9 protein-coding genes and 1 tRNA gene are annotated in these 19803 nt (G+C 71.7%); 9 read left to right on the top strand and 1 reads right to left on the bottom strand.

Annotated features, from left to right (window positions below; translation table 11 throughout):
* Positions 1 to 244 precede the first annotated feature (244 nt).
* A complete protein-coding gene (locus EL266_RS00745; RefSeq protein WP_026427866.1) occupies positions 245 to 1477 on the top strand; it encodes a hypothetical protein in 1233 nt (410 codons plus the stop codon).
* Here EL266_RS00745 and EL266_RS00740 read toward each other — a convergent pair.
* Positions 1465 to 2532 carry a PH domain-containing protein gene (locus EL266_RS00740; RefSeq protein ID WP_169719975.1) on the bottom strand — a complete coding sequence of 356 codons (1068 nt, stop codon included), beginning with the start codon at positions 2530 to 2532 and terminating at the stop codon, positions 1465 to 1467. The genes EL266_RS00745 and EL266_RS00740 overlap by 13 nt on opposite strands.
* Positions 2533 to 2745: 213 nt before the next feature.
* Here EL266_RS00740 and purD point away from each other — a divergent pair, with 213 nt between their 5' ends.
* The 8 genes from purD (at position 2746) to EL266_RS00700 (ending at position 19758) form a co-directional block, all read left to right on the top strand.
* On the top strand, positions 2746 to 3999 hold the full coding sequence (gene purD, locus EL266_RS00735) for a phosphoribosylamine--glycine ligase (RefSeq protein WP_026427868.1): 1254 nt from the start codon (positions 2746 to 2748) through the stop codon (positions 3997 to 3999).
* 139 nt (positions 4000 to 4138) lie between these two features.
* Positions 4139 to 4210: transfer RNA gene (locus EL266_RS00730), tRNA-Gln, on the top strand.
* Between the two features lie 96 nt (positions 4211 to 4306).
* A complete protein-coding gene (locus tag EL266_RS00725) occupies positions 4307 to 5308 on the top strand; it encodes a bifunctional UDP-N-acetylglucosamine diphosphorylase/glucosamine-1-phosphate N-acetyltransferase GlmU (protein ID WP_026427869.1) in 1002 nt (333 codons plus the stop codon).
* Between the two features lie 67 nt (positions 5309 to 5375).
* A complete protein-coding gene (locus EL266_RS00720) occupies positions 5376 to 6359 on the top strand; it encodes a ribose-phosphate diphosphokinase (protein ID WP_026427870.1) in 984 nt (327 codons plus the stop codon).
* A gap of 244 nt (positions 6360 to 6603) precedes the next feature.
* Positions 6604 to 8400, top strand: a complete 1797-nt coding sequence (locus EL266_RS00715) for a DUF7926 domain-containing protein (RefSeq protein WP_126412032.1) — start codon at positions 6604 to 6606, stop codon at positions 8398 to 8400.
* A 513-nt stretch (positions 8401 to 8913) separates the two neighbouring features.
* Positions 8914 to 10581, top strand: a complete 1668-nt coding sequence (locus EL266_RS00710; protein WP_026427872.1) for a DUF7926 domain-containing protein — start codon at positions 8914 to 8916, stop codon at positions 10579 to 10581.
* Positions 10582 to 10738: 157 nt separating this feature from the next.
* Complete coding sequence (gene mfd, locus EL266_RS00705; protein WP_026427873.1) at positions 10739 to 14440, top strand: transcription-repair coupling factor; 3702 nt, start codon at positions 10739 to 10741, stop codon at positions 14438 to 14440.
* 257 nt (positions 14441 to 14697) lie between these two features.
* Entirely contained in the window at positions 14698 to 19758 is a 5061-nt protein-coding gene (locus EL266_RS00700; RefSeq protein WP_026427874.1) for a DUF5979 domain-containing protein, read from the top strand.
* The last annotated feature ends 45 nt before the right edge of the window (positions 19759 to 19803 follow it).

Here is a 19803-nt window from a genome sequence, read left to right as displayed (position 1 = left end):
CGCAGACCCTCGTCGTCGGCGCGAACCCTCGTCGTCGACGCCCGTTCGGTCGTGGTTCTCGCACGACGTCGGCGCCCGCGGTCCCGGGCCGCCCGGTCTGACATGGGGCGGTCATCCCCGGCCTGGAGGGGACGACCCCTGCTTCAGAAGTCGTGGGTCGAGAACGCGGGCGGTCATCCCCGACCTGGAGGGGCTGGCTTCCGCCGCTTGGGCCCATCCTCGGGCTGGACGTAGGCTTCGGCCCATGTCCCCCGTGCTCTACCGCTTGACGCGGCAGTGGCTCCTCGTTGTCGCCGTCCCCATCCTGGTCTCGACCATTGTCGTGGCCACAGGCGGGTGGTCCCTGGCCTGGCTGGGCAGGATCAGCGGCAGCGAGCTGTTCAACCTGTGCGAGCTGGCCGTTGCGATCGTCTTCGCCTCTGGGCCCCTGCTGCTGAGCCTGCGCCTGACCGGCGAGGCGGAGATCAAGAGCGTCCTGCTGCGCGCCATGATCTGCGAGCTGATGAATGCCGCCGCCCTCGTCCTGGCGCTGATCGTCATCACCCTGAGCTGGCTGCGCCTGAGCGGGACTCAGGTGTGGCGCGACTCCCTGGCCCCCGGCAAAGCCGGGGCAACGGTTCTGGAGGCCAATCCGGGATTCGCCGTGCACCTGGTCAGTGGGCTGCTCGTCTCCGCGGCGGTCTTCGGCATGATCGAGGTGGCGCGCTCGCCTCTGGTGGGCTCGGTGATCGAGTACGTCATGGCCCTGAGCGCCGGGCAGCGTTATATCCGGCGCTCGGGCTCGCGGGGCATCGTCCTGGCCCGGCCGATGCTGCCGCACTCGCGCATGGGCAGGGCGGTGGCGTGGATCGCGGCCAGTGCGCGTCGCCTGGTGGCCCTGGACCTGGCCCTGCTGGCTCTGGTGGCGCTGCTCTCCGGGGTGGGCGCGCCCGGTGCCGCGGTGGGCTACGGCTTGTTCTCCCTCATCCTGGGGGCGGTGCTCGTGTTCCTCAAATGGGCGCTGCTGTGGGCGCGGGCAACGGAGCTGAGAGGCTCAGTGCGGGGGCTGACGACCGTTGAACTGCTCCTGGGCATGCTCCTGGGCACTGTCTCAGTGGCGGTGGTCCTCCTGTGGAGCGATGAGAACGCGCTTCTGCCCTACCTCCTCTACTGGGGCTTCCATGTTCTCTATCTGGCAGTGGCCTATGCCTGGCTGGGGCAGAGCCGATGGGAGTCGATGCTCTGGCGGCTGCCGGTGATGGCCAGCCTGCTGACCCAGATCCAGGCCAGGGTTGTCGAGGCGCTGGAGCAGCACGGCTCGGCGCTCCAGGAGACCGACCCGGCGCTGCGCATCCGGGTGGAGGAGGAGTTCGAGGAGCTGGACCCCGTGGCCTGGGGCGGTCCGCAGGTGTGGACCAGCCGGCGCAACGGCGGCTTCACCGAGCCCCCGTCGGCCAGGCAGATCTTCGCCTACTTCCGCCTGCCCTACTGGTCCTGAGTCGCCTGCCGGCCCAGGCCCCGACGCAGGCTCCGCAGGTAGGCCCTCGATGAGGTCCGCTCCCGCTCCTGATCGAGGTCCGTGAGTATGCGATAACGATCCTTGCCGCGGGTCAGGCCCCGGCGCTGCCCCCACTTCCAGATCAGGTCGAGCTGGCGCTCGGCCACCAGCACCTGGGCCGGATCCGTGCCGATGGCGCCGATCCCTGGCAGGCGCTCGCGGCTGCCGGCTGTGGTGACCAGGTAGGCCAGGGCGGTCACGCCTGAGTGTCCCCAGTGGTGCACGACGATATGCAGGCTGGAGCGCGAGGAGGGCCATGCCATCTCACGGCTGAGCAGTCCGCTCACGTGGAAGCCCTCGGCATCGATGGTGGTTCGCCCCCACAGGTTGAGATCCGTCAGGCTGAGCCGCCAGGAGATGTCCCTGTCCCGCAGCTCCAGGCGGTCGGCGCTCAGGTCGACAGGGAGCGCCAGCGCGTCAGCCGGGGCAGTGGTGACCTGTGGCGCGATGGCTCCCGAGCCCTTCCGCCCGCCGGTGTAGCCGCGGAGCCTGCCCCAGTCCCACAGCTCCTTGAGCGCCGCCTCAGGCACGGTCCCACCGGAGCGGGCCAAGGCGTGGATCGTGATGGAGCGACCGCCTCCGGCAGGGCGGTACTGGACGGCGCGGTAGACCTGGATCGGACCGAGCTGCAGGCCGCCGATGGGGACGACGACGAGCTCGCTGCGATAGGCCGGCCAGGGCAGGTGATGGCTGCGCAGCGTGTTGCGCACATGCAGGCCCTCGGCGTCGGCGATGAGGCGGGGGCGCAGACCGCGCAGGGCGCCCAGCACGACCACAACCAGGAGCACGCCGAAGAAGAGCAGGCCCGCCCAAGGTCGATCGATGCTGTCGATCCATAGCCTGCACATGAGCCATGCGAGGAATGCGATCGACAGGAGGCACAAGGCCCCTGCCTGGCGCTCCGTGCTCACCGGCCGGCGGACGTAGCGCTCTGAGCCGGCAGACGCACCGGGCCCGCTGCCACGGGCCGGCTGATCGGGCAGAGTCGTCGCCACGCCCGGCCTTCTGCGCCGGGCGGTCATGGCGCCGCCCCCACGACGGCGGTCAGGCAGCGGCGCTCAGCCGATCCGCGCAGCACCGGGCGCTGCGCGGGGATCCGGGCGGCCTGAGCGCTCATGGGCACATCCTGGCACGGGCCGGCGCAGGCGACGACGATGAATGCTCCCGCCAAAGCCGCCTGAGGCCGTTGGGCTCGCTAGGCTGGTCCGGTGAAGATCCTGCTCCTGGGCTCCGGCGCGCGCGAGCACGCCCTGGCCCGCGCCCTCGTCCGTGATCCGCAGATAACCGAGCTGGTGGTCGCCCCCGGGAATCCGGGAACCGCGGCGATCGCCACCAACCTCCACATCGACCCGGCCGCGCCCGAGGAGGTCGTCGAGCTGGCAGCCCAGATGGAGGCGGACCTCGTCGTCGTCGGGCCCGAGGCCCCACTGGTCGCCGGCGTGGCCGACGTCCTGCGCGAGGCCGGCTTCCCGGTCTTCGGGCCGGGCGCTGAGGCGGCCCGCCTGGAGGGCTCCAAGGCCTTCGCCAAGGAGGTCATGGCCGCCGCGGGCGTGCCCACCGCCGAGGCCGCCGTGTGCTCCACCGAGGCAGAGCTGTCCGCGGCCCTGGACCGCTTCGGCGCCCCCCATGTGGTCAAGGAGGACGGCTTGGCGGCCGGCAAGGGCGTGGTGGTCACCGAGGACCGCGCCGCCGCCCTGGCCCATGGGCTGGCCTGCCTGGCCAAGGAGGGAGGGCGAGTGGTGGTCGAGGACTTCCTGGACGGCCCGGAGGCCTCGGTCTTCTGCGTGTGCGACGGCGCCACGGTGGTCCCGCTGGCCCCTGCCCAGGACTACAAGCGCCTGGCCGACGGCGATGCCGGCCCCAATACCGGCGGCATGGGCGCCTACAGCCCGCTGGCCTGGGCCCCGGCCGACCTGGCCGAGCAGGTGGTGCGCGAGGTCGCCCAGCCCGTGGTCGATGAGATGGCCCGGCGCGGGACGAGCTTCATCGGGCTGCTCTACTGCGGCCTGGCCATGACCTCGCGCGGCCTGCGCGTGGTGGAGTTCAATGCGCGCTTCGGCGATCCCGAGACCCAGGCCGTTCTGGCGCGGCTGACCTCCTCCCTGCCCGAGCTGCTCCTGGCCGCGGCCACCGGCTCCCTGGCCCGGGCTCCCGAGCCGACCTGGAGTCAGGAGGCGGCCGTGGACGTGGTCATCGCCGCCCCGGGCTACCCGGGGACCGTGACCACGGGCGGGCGCATCACCGGCATTGAGGAGGCCGAGGCCCTGGAAGGCGTCCATGTGCTGCAGGCCGGTACCGGATTGGGCGACGACGGCGGCCTGGAGGTCACGGGAGGGCGCGTCCTGTCCGTGGTCGCCGTCGGACAGGACCTCGCCCAGGCTCGCGACCGCGCCTATGAGGCCGTCGCCATGATCGGCCTGGAGGGCGCCCAGTACCGCACCGACATCGCCGCAGGGCGCTGACCGGGGCACTGGTGGCGCGCCGAAGGGGAGAACGCGATGATCTGTGAGGCAGGTCATGTGCTCCTTGTCCAGGAGGGGAGCGCGGCGCTGTCATGAGACACTGGGCCGGCGCCGCGCCCGCCAGAGGCGGGCGGCGCATTCCGCCCTGGTGTAATGGCAGCACGCAGGCCTTTGGAGCCTTGAGGTCCGGGTTCGAATCCTGGGGGCGGAGCGGGCGTCGGCGGCGCATCATGCGGGCCGCTCGATGGCCCGCGCATCATCCAGCCCGTCCTGCTCCCAGGCCGGGCAACGAGTGAGAAGAGGACACGTGGCACCCACTGCACCCGCCGCCGTCATCGTCATGGCCGCTGGCAAGGGAACCCGTATGCGCTCGGCCACCCCCAAGGTGCTCCACCCCATCGGGGGGCGCAGCCTCCTGGATCACGCGGTGACCGCGGCCCGCGGCCTGGAGCCGGCCCACCTGGTGGTCGTGGTCCGCCACGAGCGCGATGCGGTCGTGGCTCACCTCGCCCGCATCGCCCCCGATGCCGTGGCGGCGGACCAGGACGACATCCCCGGCACCGGCCGCGCCGTGGCCTGCGGCCTGGCGGCCCTGCCCGATTCACTGACCGGCCCCGTGGTGGTCACCAGCGGGGACGTCCCCCTGCTGGACACCGCCACCCTGTCCGCCCTCCTGGAGCAGCACGCCCAGCGCGGCGACGCCGTGACCCTGCTGACCACCACCCTGGAGGACCCCTCGGGCTACGGCCGCGTCATCCGCGGGGAGGGCGGCTCCGTGGAGGCGGTTGTCGAGCACCGCGACGCCACCCCGGAGCAGCTGGCCATCACCGAGATCAACGCCGGCGTCTACGTCTTCGACGCCGAGCATCTGCGCCAGGCCCTGGACACCCTGGGCACCGACAACGATCAGGGCGAGGTCTACCTCACCGATGTGGTGGCCCACGCCCATGGGGCCGGGCGCTCCACCAGCGCCCTGGTGGCCGCCGACCACTGGCTGGTCGAGGGCTGCAATGACCGCGCCCAGCTGGCCGAGCTCGGGGCCGAGCTCAACCGCCGCACCCTGGCGGCCTGGATGGCCCAGGGAGTGGGCGTCACCGATCCGGCCTCCACCTGGGTGGATGTCACCGTGGAGCTCGCCCAGGATGTGATCCTGGAGCAGGGGGCACTGCTGCGCGGGGCCACCCGGATCGGCCAGGGCGCCCGGGTGGGCGCCTACGCCATCCTCACCGACGCCGAGATCCCCGCGGGCGCGGTTGTCGCACCCTTCAGCCAGCTCGGCTCCGAGGACGCCCCTGCCGGGGAGAGCTGATGATCATGCGCGCTGCGAGCATCACCGCCATCGAGGGCCGAGTCGGCCACAGGAAGGGAATCACGTCATGACGGGCATCATCACCAGAGGCGAGAAGCGCCTGGTCATCGCCTCGGGCCGCGCCCACCCCGAGCTGGCCCAGGAGATGGCCGCCGAGCTGGGCACGGAGGTGCTGTCCTCCACGGCCTACGACTTCGCCAATGGGGAGACCTACGTCCGCTTCAACGAGTCCGTGCGCGGATGCGACGTCTTCGTCGTCCAGTCCCATGGGGATCGCGTCAATGACTGGCTCATGGAGCAGCTCATCATGGTCGACGCCCTCAAGCGGGCCTCGGCCAAGCGCATCACCGTGGTGGCCCCCTTCTTCCCCTATGCCCGCCAGGACAAGAAGCACATGGGGCGCGAGCCGATCTCGGCCCGCCTGGTGGCCGATCTCTACAAGGCCGCGGGGGCCGACCGCCTCATGAGCGTGGACCTGCACACCTCCCAGGAGCAGGGCTTCTTCGACGGCCCCTGGGATCACCTGTGGGCCCAGCCCGTGCTCGTGGACTATGTGCGCACACGAGTCGACGCGGCCTCCACCTCCGTGGTCTCCCCGGATGCCGGGCGCATCCGCGTGGCCGAGCGCTGGGCCAATCAGCTGGGGGGCACCCCCCTGGCCTTCGTGCACAAGACGCGGGATGTCACTCGGCCCAACGAGTCCGTGGCCAACCGGGTGGTGGGTGAGGTCGAGGGGCGCTCCTGCGTGCTGGTCGACGACATGATCGACACCGGCGGAACCATCGCCAAGGCGGTCCAGGTCCTGCTGGACTCCGGAGCCAAGGACGTCATCGTGGCCGCCACCCACGGCGTGCTCTCAGGCCCGGCGGTGGACCGCCTCTCGACCTGCGGGGCCCGTGAGGTCGTGGTCACCGACACCCTGCCCATTCCCGCGGGCAAGCGGTTCGAGCAGCTCACGGTCCTGCCCATCGCCCCCCTGCTGGCGCGCGCCATCAAGGCCGTGTTCGACGACGGCTCCGTGACCTCCCTGTTCGACACGGGGATCGTCTGACGCCTGACGCCCCGGGCCGGGCCCCGAGCGAGGAACCCCTGCGGTTCCGGCTCGGGGCCCGGCCCATGTGCGCTTGGGCAAAGAAACAGCGCGCCGCGTGAGTTTTCGAGGTTCTCACCGCCGGCAGATCACAATTCTGTAAAACATTGGCGGAGCCTGGTTACGCGGTTGTCTCGTTCCAGCGTGGGCCCATAGTCTCAAATCAGGGCTCATCCCCGGCCCGGTCTGCCCGCAAAGGAACTCCATGAATACCCCATCTCGGCGCCTGACAGTGGTTCCCAGGACCGCTGCCGCATGCCTGTCTTTACTAGCCCTCGTACTGGCGGTGGCCGCTGTCTCCATGGCTCCGGCGCATGCGGACACCGACTCGCCGGTCAGGATCACCAGCGTGGCGCTGACCGCCATCGACGACGGCGGCACTCCCCTCGATAGGCCCCTCTACGTCAACGACTCCGTGGCCCGCATGGAGTACGCCTGGGATGCCCGGGAGGCGGATCTCAAGGAGGGCGACTCCTTCAGCATCGGCCTGCCCAGCGAGCTCGGCTACCGTGTGACCGGCACCGAGTCCCTGACGGCGGACCTGGGCGACGGCAGCCCGGTGGAGGTCGCCACCTGCGCCATCACCGCTCAGACCATGACCTGCACCTTCAACGGCGTCCTGCCGGCCAAGATCGCCCAGGGCTACAAGGATGTCTCCGGCACCGGGCGCATCCAGGTGACCCCCCTGCGGACCACCACCGCCACGCACCTGGATCTCACCGTCAACGGCGAGCCCATGCAGGTCGATCTGCCCGCGGTCGGCGGCATCGGGCCGGACCCGCGCCGCTACGAGGACATCGCCCTGGTCAAGGAGGCCGGCGGCATGACCGAGGACTCCACCGGGGTGACCTGGTACATCGGCGTGGGCACGGCCGGTCTGACCGAGGCCTACCAGCGCGCGGGCGATCCCGTGACCTTCGACGGCGTCACGCCGCGCACCATCGTGCTGACCGACACCCTGGGTGAGGGGCAGTCCTTCCCCGAGCCCACGGCCTGGAGCCTGACCCGCATCAACTCCGCCGAGGTCCCCAGGTCGGCCGACCACTGGCTCGAGCTCGACAGCACCAAGCAGGCCGGCCCCACCACCACCGAGGCCGGGGCCTTCAGCATCGACGTGTCCTACGCGGGCAACGTGGCCACCATCACCCTGACCGGACCCTTCGCCCCGAGGACCAACTACAACGTCGTCTTCGCCGCGGAGGCCACCAACGGTCAGAACGGCAAGGCGGTGCCCGGCTTCACCTACGCCAACGAGGTCTCCCTGCCCGCGGCCAGCCTGGGCCGGCAGGCCAGCACCTCCTTCGCGCAGAGCTTCGACTCCGAGGTCACCCTGGGACTGGGAGGCGGTGGCCTCGCGGTGACCAAGAGGGTCGAGGCCGATGCCGCCGCCCAGATCCCCGCCGACGCCGCCTACACCATCGAGGTCGACTACACGCTTCCCAACGGCCTCACGGTCGATGACTACCCCGGCTGGGCGCCGCCGGGCACCCTCAAGGCCGACCGGACCGGCGGGACGCTGACGGTCGAGGTCACCGCCGATCTGCGCACGGTGATCGTGGGGCAGGCCCCTGGGTCCATCCTCCCCGTGGGAACTGTGGTCGCGCTCAAGGAGGCCGCCCTCGACGGGGTCACGCCGGCTCCCGGCTTCTCCTGGGGCTCCGCGGTGTTCACCGTGGATGGCGTCCAGGCGACGACGCTGACCATCGGTGACGGCACGGTCAACGAGGTCGTCGTGACCAACACCGTGACCGGAGCGCCGCAGGATCCTGATGCGCCCGAGAGCCCGGCTCCCTCCGGGGCGCCGGCTCCCCCCGAGCCGACGGCCTCGCCGTCGTCCCTCGCCTCGTCCCAGCCCAGCGCCCCGGGAACCGCCGCTGCCGCTGCCACTGGTGATCCCGCACCGGCTCTGGCCCGTACCGGCGCCACCATCATCGTGCCCATCATCGCGGCCGGCGCCGCGCTGATCGGCGGAATGCTCCTGGTTCGCCGCCGCAAGGCCTGAACCGGGGTCGAGCTCGGCCAACCTCCTCTCCTCCGTCGAGTCTCGGCGCAGGGCCCCCCACCCCATGGGTGGGGGGCCCTGCTGCGTTCCTGGTGCGCGGTTCCTGGCGCGCGTCGGCGGCCTGGCGCACCATCAGGCCCGCGGCCGGATCCGTCGGCCCAGTCGGGCCCAGTCAGCCCGGCCGGCCCGATCAGCTCAGTCAGGGGGCGGAGTTGGAGGAAACCGACAAGACCGGCGCCCCGGCCGGGCCTCCACAGAAGGCTCAACGGCGGGTGGGAATTGCATTAGAGTAACCTGAAAGAATCGTGAAAGTACATCTTATTGTCTCAAAATTAAGCCAAAGAATGGCGATCTCGTGACATGTCCGTGACAGTAAGGGTGGTGAGGAGTCACGGTTCCGTAACAGGTTTCCAAAATGATGCAATAGAGTTGAGGCTGTTGGATTCGCACAATAATCTCTTCATAGTCAGGCGGTCCATCCCCATCCGCCTCCTTCCCGAAGAGGACATATCCATGCCATCCACCGCTGAGGGTGCCGCGATTCCTGATCGCTTCAGCCGCCGCGCTGCACGGGTGCTCATCGTCCTGGCGGCCGCGCTCGCCCTGATGCTCCCCGCCAGCGCGGCCGCTGCTGACCCTGTCGACGCCGCCGACCCCGCCCGGCCCTCCGCCTCCCCGGCTCCGCCATCCGCCGACCAGGCCCTGCGCCTGGACGCCGGTGCGCTGGGCGCGCAGGACTCTGCGGTCGAATGGCGGATCGGCCTGAGCACCCAGGCCCTGGAGTCCGCGTACGCCCAGGCCGGCGAGGCGGTCGACTTCGACGGCACCACCTCCCAGGAGATCGTCCTGACCGCGGTCCTGGGCGCCGGCCAGAGCCTGCCCCAGGCCGCTGACTGGAGCCTGCGCGCCTCGGGCGGCGGGCGCGACGAGAGCGTCGTCCTGGATGATGGAGCCCCCGGGGCCACCACCACCGACTCCGGTGACTTCTCCCTGGAGGTCGTCCCCATCGGCGCGAGCGAGGCGGGCTCCCAGGCCCGCATCGTCATCCGCGGGCCCTTCGCCGATGACGCCGAGTACGAGGTCCTCGCTCCGGCCCCCGTCTCCGGTCCGGAGTCCCGAGCGCGTGCCGGCCTGGTCTATGAGAGCTCGGTGGCGGTGGAGGGCGCTCGGGCCCAGCAGCGCGCCACCGTCTCGCTGCCCGCCCCCCAGGCCTCCCCGGCCCAGCAGGAGCCCGGCTACGGAGGCGTCTCCCTGAGCGCCTACGCCTCCGGCCCCGCCTCCGACCAGGTCTCTCCGCAGACCGCCTTCGCCGTCCAGCTCACCTACACCCTGCCCGAGGGGACCACGGCAGGCTCATACCCCGGATGGCAGCCCCCCGGCGAGCTCAACGCCGAGGCCACCGGCGGAGTCCTCACCCTTCAGGCCCCTCTGAGCGGCCCCGCGAGCCTTGACGGGGCCCTGCCCGCCGGCACCACGGTGAGCCTTCACGCCCCCCAGTCCACGGCCGAGGCGCCTGTGGGCTACACCTGGGGCGCGGGGGCTGTGAGAGTGGCGGGCCAGGAGGCCACGAGCCTGGTGATCCAGGAGGGGCGGACCATCGGGATCGAGGTGGAGACGGCCCTGGAGCTCGCCGCGATGGGCACCCTGTCGGTGCAGGTGACCGTGGGGCCGCAGGACTCGGCCTTCAGCGCGGATGCCTTCGAGATCGGCTACTCCTGCATCCTTCCCAACGGCAAGGTGCGCTCCGGACTGCTGGAGGTCCAGGCCGGCACCGCCGTCGAGAGCCCCGAGGTCCAGGCCGGGAGCCTGTGCACGGTGAGCCAGTCCGACTCCACCCGCCAGCGCGCGGGCCACGCCGTGGACACCCATCTCACGGTCGATGGCGTGCCCAGTGCCGGCGTCGTCATCGCGCCGCAGACCACCGCCACGGTCGTGGTGAACAACGTCTACACCGCCCGCTCCTCCTCCCAGGCCACGGCTGAGCCCTCCTCGGCGCCCCCGGCGCCAGCCACCGGGACCGGTCAGTCCCAGGGGGCTCAGGCCTCGCCCAGCGCCGGGCAGGCCCGGGCCCGGCAGGATGGCGAGCTGGCCAGAACCGGCGCGAGCATCGCGGTGCCGGCGGCGGCCGCAGCCCTGGCGCTGGTGGGCGGAGCAGTCCTGGTTCGACGCCGCAAGGCGTGAACCCGGCGCCCAGCACCCCCTGCTCGCTGGGCGTCCCAGGCCCCGCCGCCTCCCCGGGCGGCGGGGCCCTCCCTATGCCCCGACGGCGGCGCGGCGCCCCGGCCGGCACGCCCCCGCGGAGCCTCCCAGCCCTGGACGATCTCCTAGACTCTGGCCCGTGCGCTTGACCGCCCTGCTGCCCCCACTGCTGACCGACCCCCTCATCGCCCAGGTCGTGCGCGACGCCTCCTCGCGCACCCGCGTCGATCGCAGCCTCGTCGTGGCCCCCGGGGCGCGGCCCGCCATCCTGGCGGCCATGGCGCTGGGGCAGGAGGCGGTGGCCGCGATCGACGGCGGGGCGGGCCATGAGGCCGATGAGGCCGATGAGGCCGATGAGCAGGACTCGGGCACCCCGCTGCTCATCATCACCGCCACCGGCCGGCAGGCCGAGGAGACCGCTGCGGCCCTGGCCGGCTACCTGCCCTCCCACGACATCGCCGTCTTCCCCGCCTGGGAGACCCTGCCCCACGAGCGCCTCTCGCCCCGCTCGGACACGGTGGCCCGGCGCCTGTCCGTGCTGCGCCGCCTGGCCCATCCCGGGCGGGAGGGGGATGCCGGTCCCATCCGCGCGCTCATCGTCCCGGTGCGCGCCCTGCTCGCCCCCGTCATCGCCGGCCTGGGCGATATCGAGCCCATCGACCTGCTCCCCGGGGTGCAGGTGGGCCTGGAGGAGACCGCCCGCCGCCTGGAGTCGGCCGCCTACACCCGGGTGGACATGGTCGAGTCCCGGGGGCAGTACGCGGTGCGCGGCGGCATCCTCGACCTCTTCCCGCCCGGGGAGCCCCGGCCCGTGCGCGTGGACTTCTTCGGCGATGAGATCGAGGAGGTCTCCTCCTTCGCCGTGGCCGACCAGCGCACCATCGAGTCCCTGCCCGGGGTGCGCGCCACCGCCTGCCGTGAGCTCGTGCTCACCCCCCAGGTGCGAGAGCGCGCCCGCTCCCTGACCGGCGCCGTCCCCGGGGCGGCCGACCTGCTGGAGAGGATCTCCCAGGGCATCGCCGTGGAGGGCATGGAGTCCCTGGCCCCCGTCCTGGTCGAGTCCATGGTCCCCCTGCTCGACCTGGTGGGGGATCGCCTGGCCGTCCTGCTGGAGCCCGAGCAGGTGCGCAAGCGGGCTGAGGACCTGGCCGCCACCACCGAGGAGTTCCTGGCCGCCGCCTGGACCTCGGCGGCCAGCGGCGGCACCGTGCCGGTGGACCTGTCCGCCGCGGCCTTCGCCCACCTGGCCGAGGCCCGGGCCCTGGCCCTGTCGACCAACCGGGGCTGGTGGTCGCTGACCTCACTGGCCGCCGGCCCGCAGACCCTCCAGCTGCCCCTGGGCGATCCGCGGGCCTACCGCGGCCAGCTCGAGGCCGCCGTCAAGGACCTGGGGGCCATGGCCCGTGAGGGCTGGAGCGTCGTTGTGGCCACCGACGGCCCCGGCCCCGGCCGTCGCATGGCCCAGCTCCTGGCCGACGGCGATGTCCCCTCCCGCATCGTCACCGACCTCAGCGAGTCGGCCGAGCTGGGGCGCGAGCCCCTGGGCGGGCCGCCCGGCGACGGCGTCGTGCGCGTCACCCAGGCCAGTGCCGGCCACGGATTCCTGGCCGAGGGCCCCCGCCTGGCCCTCATCGCCGAGTCCGATCTCACCGGGCGCGCCCCGGCCGGGCCCCGCGGCGAGCGCGCCCTGCCCGCCCGTCGCGCCCGGCGCAGCGTGGATCCGTTGTCCCTGCACGCCGGCGACCTCGTGGTCCACGCCCAGCACGGGGTGGGGCGCTTCATCGAGCTGACCCGGCGCACCGTGGGCTCGGGCAAGGCGGCCGCCACCCGCGAGTACCTCGTCATCGAGTACGCCCCCTCCAAGCGGGGCCAGCCCGGGGACCGCCTCCTGGTGCCCACCGACGCCCTGGATCAGGTCACCAAGTACGTGGGCGGGGATGCCCCGGCCCTGAGCCGCATGGGCGGGGCCGACTGGGCCAAGACCAAGGCCCGGGCGCGCAAGGCCGTGCGCGAGATCGCCGGGGAGCTGGTGCGCCTCTACGCGGCGCGCTCGGCCGCCACGGGGCACGCCTTCTCCCCGGACACCCCCTGGCAGGCCGAGCTGGAGGAGGCCTTCCCCTACACCGAGACCCCCGACCAGCTCTCCACCATCGACGAGGTCAAGGCCGATATGGAGCGGGCCCAGCCCATGGACCGGCTCATCTGCGGGGACGTGGGCTACGGCAAGACCGAGATCGCGGTGCGGGCCGCCTTCAAGGCCGTCCAGGACGGCAAGCAGGTCGCCGTGCTGGTGCCCACGACCCTGCTGGTCTCCCAGCACGCCCAGACCTTCACCGAGCGCTACGCCGGCTTCCCCGTCACCGTGGCCCAGCTCTCCCGCTTCCAGGGCGCCGAGGAGTCCGAGAAGGTCCTGGCGGGACTGGCCGCGGGCAACGTGGATGTCGTCGTGGGCACGCACCGCCTCATCACCGGCCAGGTGCGCTTCAAGGACCTGGGCCTGGTCATCATCGACGAGGAGCAGCGCTTCGGGGTCGAGCACAAGGAGACCCTCAAGGCGCTGCGCACGGATGTCGACGTCCTGTCCATGTCCGCCACGCCCATCCCCCGCACCCTGGAGATGGCCGTGACCGGGCTGCGGGAGATGTCCACCCTGGCCACCCCGCCCGAGGACCGCCACCCCATCCTCACCTATGTGGGGGCCTACGAGACCAAGCAGGTCAGTGCCGCCATCCGCCGAGAGCTGCTGCGCGAGGGGCAGGTGTTCTTCGTCCACAACCGGGTCGAGGACATCGAGTCCACCGCGGCGCGCCTGGCCGAGCTCGTCCCCGAGGCGCGGGTGGCCACCGCCCACGGGCAGATGGGCGAGCACCGCCTGGAGCAGGTCATCGACGCCTTCTGGCGCAAGGAGATCGACGTCCTGGTGTGTACCACCATCGTGGAGACGGGCCTGGACGTCACCGACGCCAACACGCTCATCGTCGACCGCGCCGACCGCATGGGGCTCTCCCAGCTCCACCAGCTGCGGGGGCGCGTGGGCCGCGGGCGCGAGCGCGCCTACGCCTACTTCCTCTACCCCGGGGACCGGCCCCTGACGGAGACCTCCCTGGAGCGCCTGCGCACCATCGCCACCAACACCGATCTGGGGGCGGGCATGCAGGTGGCCATGAAGGACCTGGAGATCCGCGGCTCGGGCAACCTGCTGGGGGGCGAGCAGTCCGGGCACATCGCCGGGGTGGGATTCGACCTCTACGTGCGCATGGTCTCCGAGGCCGTCTCGGCCTACAAGAGGTCCCTGGCCGCCAAGGGCGGTCAGGCGCTGCCCGCCCAGGAGGACGAGGAGCCCGCCGAGCTGCGCATCGAGCTGCCGGTGGATGCCACCGTGCCCGAGGACTACATCCCCCACGAGCGCCTGCGCCTGGAGGCCTACACTAAGTTCGCCGCCGCCCGGTCGCAGGACGACGTCAGCGATGTCCTCGAGGAGCTGGCCGACCGCTACGGTCCCGTGCCCCAGGCCACCGAGCTCCTGGCGGGACTGGCGCGGCTGCGCGCCCTGGCCGCCGAGCTGGGGGTCACCGAGATCGTCGCCCAGGGCAAGTCGGTGCGATTCGCCCCGGTGGATCTTCCCGAGTCGGGGCGCATGCGACTGAACCGCCTCTACCCGGGCACCACCCTCAAGCCCGCCACCCGCACCATCGTGGTGCCCGCCCCCGGCTCGGGCCGCATGGGGGCCGGGGCGCTGTCGGGCGCCCAGGTGCTGCGCTGGGCCGAGGTACTGCTGCGCGCCGTGGTCGCCGGGGACGCCGACTACGAGACCGAGGCCACCGCCTACCGGCGCCGCTGAGAGGGGGTCGCCTTGGCGGCGGTGAGCGGATATCTCCAAAAAAATCGGCCGACATTCTCGAATCAATACGATTTCGAGTGCGCGCGCCGAGCGGATGGCTGAGGCATGGCAACGGTGTAACGGAATTGTTGCGGACCGACATTGTTCCCGGAAGGGCGACGGATATAATGGTGCACCGTTTCGCCCCTTCTGGTTGAGGGCGCGAGTCGTGTCTCGTCACTAGGATGCCCGTCCCCGGCATCCCGGAACGGAGTGCCATGCATATCCCTCGCCCACGTCGCGCCCGCGCGCTCGCCTCGATCCTGGCCGCATGCGCGGTGATCCTCAGTCTCCTGCTCCCGGCGGCGCCCGCAGTGGCGGCCCCCAACGCGGACATCGCGATATCGGTGTCCGGGCTGGAGAAGTCGGACGCCAACGGCGTGCCCCAGGGCGCCGGGGCGCTGCGCGTGGGAGACGTCGCCAAACTGACCTTCGACTGGGATGCCAGGGCCGCCTCGCTGACGGAGGGCGATTCCTTCAGCATCGATCTGGGGGCGGCCTTCCGCAACCGGGAGTTCCCCCGCACCACTCCCATCATGGTGCCGCATAACGGGCAGCAGGTGACCGTGGGGTCCTGCGCCCTGGCGGAGAAGACCATCACCTGCACCTTCAACGCCGAGGTCGAGCGCCTGCGCAATGAGGGCTTCTCCAACTTCCAGGGCTCGGGCAACGCCCTGCTCATCGCCACCACGCGGGTGGCCGCCGAGACCACGGATATGGACCTCAACGGCGTGACCACCGCCGTCGACCTGCCCGGAACCGGGGGCATCGGAGAGGCCCCGGTCCCCAGCTACCGTCCCGCCGGCTTCTCCAAGGTCGCCACGCCCCTGTCGGCGGCCTCCACCGTGGTCATGTGGTCCATCACCGTGGGCTCCGAACACCTCCAGACGGTCCAGCCCGGCTTCGTGGCCGACGGCACCACCACCTCCACCCTGGTCATCAAGGAGAAGGTCGGGCCGGGTCAGACCTTCAACCCCAACCTGAGCAACTGGGTGTTCCGGGCCGCCTCCTCGGCGACCTCGGCCTCCTCCGTCAGCCTGCTCAACGCCGCCGGGCGGACCTACACCGCTGAGGGCTCCGACTTCACCTACACGGTGGAGATGAATGAGAGCGGCACCGAGGCCACGATGACCGTCACCGGCATCTTCCAGCCCGACACCAACTACGCCCTGAGCGTCCCGACCCTCATCAACGCCGGGAATGCCCAGGAGGGCGTCATCTACCGCAACCACGCGGCCATCGAGGGCACCACCGCCACCGCGGACGCCTCGCGCTTCTACAACGATACCTTCAAGGTCAACGTGGCCTTCGAGGAGGGCAAGGGCGGCTTCGAGATCGTCAAGTACGTCGACGGCGCAGGCGCGGAGTCCGTGGCGCCCGGCACCACCTTCGAGGTGGCCGTGAACTACACCCTGCCCGCCACCGCCGACCAGTACCCGGGCTGGAGCCCTCCGGGCACCCTCGACGGCGTCAATGGCTCCACCACCATGACGGTGACCGTGGGCAAGGCCGCCGTCTACCCCGGCAGCTTCCCGCAGGGCACGCGGATCACACTGAGCGAGGACCCCGCCACCGCCTCCCCGGCCAACCCCGGCCTGGCCTGGTCCAACCCGGTCTTCCGCGTCGGCAACCAGGAGACCTCCGCCCTGACCATCGGGAACAAGACCTCCGTGGCCGTGGGACTGACCAACTCGGTGGAGGTCCGCTACGGCACGCTGAGCATCGCCAAGCGGGTGGACGGCCTGGATGGCGCCGGGCGCACCTACTCCTTCGACTACCGGTGCGATGACCGCGCCCGGACCTCGGGGAGGCTGGAGAACGTGGCCGCCAACGGCCAGGCCCATGACACGGGCGCCAGGATTCAGGCCGGGACCTCCTGCACCGTGACCGAGGACGTCACAGGAGCCGATGTCGAGGGCCACACCCTGACCGCGCCCGATCCCGTCGTCGTCGAGATCCTCCCCGAGGAGCAGGGCACCACCACCGCCAGCGTGACCAACTCCTACACCCGCGACACCGGCACCTTCCAGGTCTCCAAGACGGTGGCCCCGGCCACCAGCGCCTTCGCCGCCGACGCCTTCGAGGTCGCCTACACCTGCAGCCTTCCCGACGGCAGCCAGGTCGACGGCACTCTCAGCGTGGGCAACGGGGCCACCGGGTCGCCCGATGCGCCCCTGCCCACGGGCACGACCTGCACCGTCAGCGAGTCCGAGGAGACCCGCACCCGGGAGAACTACGACGTCGTCACCCGGATCAGCGTCGACGGCGCTCAGGGGGACCAGCTGACCATCACCAAGGACGCCACCGCCCAGGTCGAGGTCGTCAACACCTACACCGTCAAGTCCGGGACCTTCCAGATCTCCAAGACGGTGACCGGGGACGGCGCCGCCGCGGCCGCGGGCAGGCAGTTCTCCATCGCCTACACCTGCACCGGCGTGGACGGCAGCACCACTACCGACACGGTCAGCCTCGTCCACGGCTCGACGGTGAGCAAGCGCGTACCGGTCGGCAGCTGCACCGTCACCGAGGCCGACGCCGCCGTCGATGGCACGGACCTGAGCACGACCTGGACGGTGGGCGGCCAGCCCCTGGCCGAGGGCGCTTCCTTCCCGGTCGCCAGCGGCGCTCATGCCGTGATCGAGGCGACCAACTCCTACACCCGTCACACGGGCACCTTCTCGGTGACCAAGGAGGTCACGGGGGTCGATGGCGTGGACCTGTCCGCCAAGGACTACGGCTTCTCCTACGACTGCCTCCTGCCGGGCGGTGAGCAGGCCACCGGGTCACTGACCGTCAGGAGCGGACAGGTCGTCACCGGGCCGCAGGTGCCCGTGGGCTCGACCTGCTCGGTGTGGGAGGACGTCACGAGCGCGGGCGTGGAGGGCCACACCTTGACCGCCCCGGTCAACCAGACCGCGCGCATCGAGACCAAGGGGCAGGTGGCGGCCCTGAGCTTCACCAACGCCTACACCCTGGACACCGGCACCTTCTCGGTGACCAAGCGCGTCACGGGTGACGGCGGCTTCCAGGGCGAGACCTTCACCATCGCCTACCAGTGCGAGCTGCCCGGCGGGGAGCGGAGCGACGGCCAGATCGCCGTCGCCGGTGACACGGCGGTGGCCGGTCCCACGCTGCCGGCCGGCACGGTCTGCTCCCTGTCGGAGACCGACGGCGAGCGGCCCGGATACACCGTCGCCACCACGTGGAGCGTCGATGACCAGCCCGGCGCCAGCGTGACCATCGCCAAGGACGCCACCTCCCAGGTCGCCGTCGGCAACGAGTACCGGGCGCTGACCGGCTCCTTCCAGGTGGCCAAGTCCGTGACGGGGACCGGTGCCGCCAGTGCCGGGGCCGACAGGCTCTACACCGTGGAGTACACCTGCGCCGGCGCTGACGGCTCGACCACCAAGGACTCCCTGACCCTCAAGGGCGGCCAGACCCTCTCCGTGGAGGGCATCCCCGAGGGGACCTGCACCCTGAGCGAGGCCGACGCCTCGGTGCCGGGAACGGAGCTGTCCACCACCTGGAGCGTGGACGGTCAGCCGGTCGACGGCGAGGTGACGATCAACGTTCGCGACGGCGCCACCACCGGCGTCCAGGTGGTCAACACCTACTCCCAGCACTACGGGACCTTCTCGGTGAGCAAGGAGGTCACGGGCGCCCAGGGCGCCGCCGTGGACGCCAAGGCCTACTCCTTCACCTACACCTGCACCGACGGCGTCGCCGGGCGCGTCTCGGTGCAAGCCGGCCAGACCAGCATCACGGGCCCCCGGGTCAAGGTCGGGGCCCAGTGCACGGTCGCCGAGGAGTCGGACTCCGCCCAGCTGCCCGGGTACACCCTGACGGCCCCGGCCGAGCAGACGGTGACGATCGCGGGGCGCGACGCCGTGGAGGACCTGAGCTTCACCAACGCCTACACCCCCAAGGTCGGCTCGCTGACGATCGCCAAGACCGTGGCCGGCGACGGCGCGGCCCTGGCCGGAGGGACCTACTCCTTCACCTACACCTGCCGCACCACCGGCGGGGACACGGTCACAGAGACGGTGAGCGTGGCGGGAGGCGCATCGCGGACCATCGCGGACCTTCCCGTGGGGGAGTGCACCCTGAGCGAGGCCGATGCCTCCGTCGAGGGCGCGGACCTGATCACCTCACTGACGGTCGACGGCGCTGAGGTGGCCGGTGGCGAGGCTGGCCTGACCATCACCGAGGGGGCGACGGTCAGCGTCGAGGCCACCAACACCTACGCGCGCCACACCGGTGCCTTCGCGGTGACCAAGGTCGCCACGAGCAATGACGGCAAGGACCTGGCCGGCCAGGAGTACATGGTGTCCTACACCTGCTCCGACGGCAGCGAAGGGGAGGTGACCGTGGCGGCCGGAGGCGCCCCGGTGGCCGGGCCCCAGGTGCCGCTGGGCACGGAGTGCACCCTGGTCGAGGATGTGGCCGGCGCGGCCATCGCCGGGTACACCCTGGCCGGGCCCGGTGAGCAGACGGTGACGATCGTGACCCGTGGCGTCGCCGATCAGGTGGGCATCGTCAACACCTACACCCGCGACACCGGTACCTTCTCGGTGACCAAGACCGCGACCGGTGCCGATGAGGCCCAGGGGCGGGACTACACCTTCACCTACACCTGCGACTCCGGGGCCACGGGCAGCCTGACGGCGGTGGCCGGCGGCGAGGCCGTCAGCGGGCCGCAGGTGCCGGTGGGCAGCACGTGCACCGTGGCCGAGGACGGCGATGCGGCCCAGATCCCGGGATACGTGCTCACGGCTCCGGGGGAGCAGAAGGCCACGGTCGCCGCCAAGGGCGCCACGCAGGCGCTGAGCTTCGCCAACGCCTATGCCAAGCAGCCCGATCCGGATCCCGATCCGGATCCCGACCCGGATCAGCCGGACAAGCCGGACCCCAGCCCATCGGGCACGCCGGACCCGGGCACTCCCGACCCCAGCCCGTCGGGCGCGCCGGACCCGGGTCAGTCGGACGAGCCGGATCCCGGCCAGACGGACAGCCCCGTGCCCGGCCCGTCGGACAAGCCTGACCCGGGCCAGACGGACAAGCCCGCGCCCGGTCGGAGCGACACGCCCAACCCGGGCCAGACCGGGTCCACTGCCGCTGGCGGCGGGTCTGACGCGCAGCCCGGTGCGACGTCGTCGGCCTCCTCGGGGGCGAAGGACGGCGCCCTGGCGAGAACGGGGGCGGCTATCGCCCTGCCGGTACTGGCGGCCCTGCTGACCGTCATCGCCGGCGTGGTGCTGGTGCGCAGCCGGCACAGCTGACGGCGCCGTGCCTGCGAGGGCCGGTCGTGCCAGGAGAGCTCGGGT

Source organism: Actinomyces slackii (genome assembly GCF_900637295.1).
Classification (GTDB): Bacteria; Actinomycetota; Actinomycetes; order Actinomycetales; family Actinomycetaceae; genus Actinomyces; species Actinomyces slackii.
Note: the sequence above shows the minus strand (reverse complement) of the source record. Positions and strands in the feature narration are given on the sequence as shown.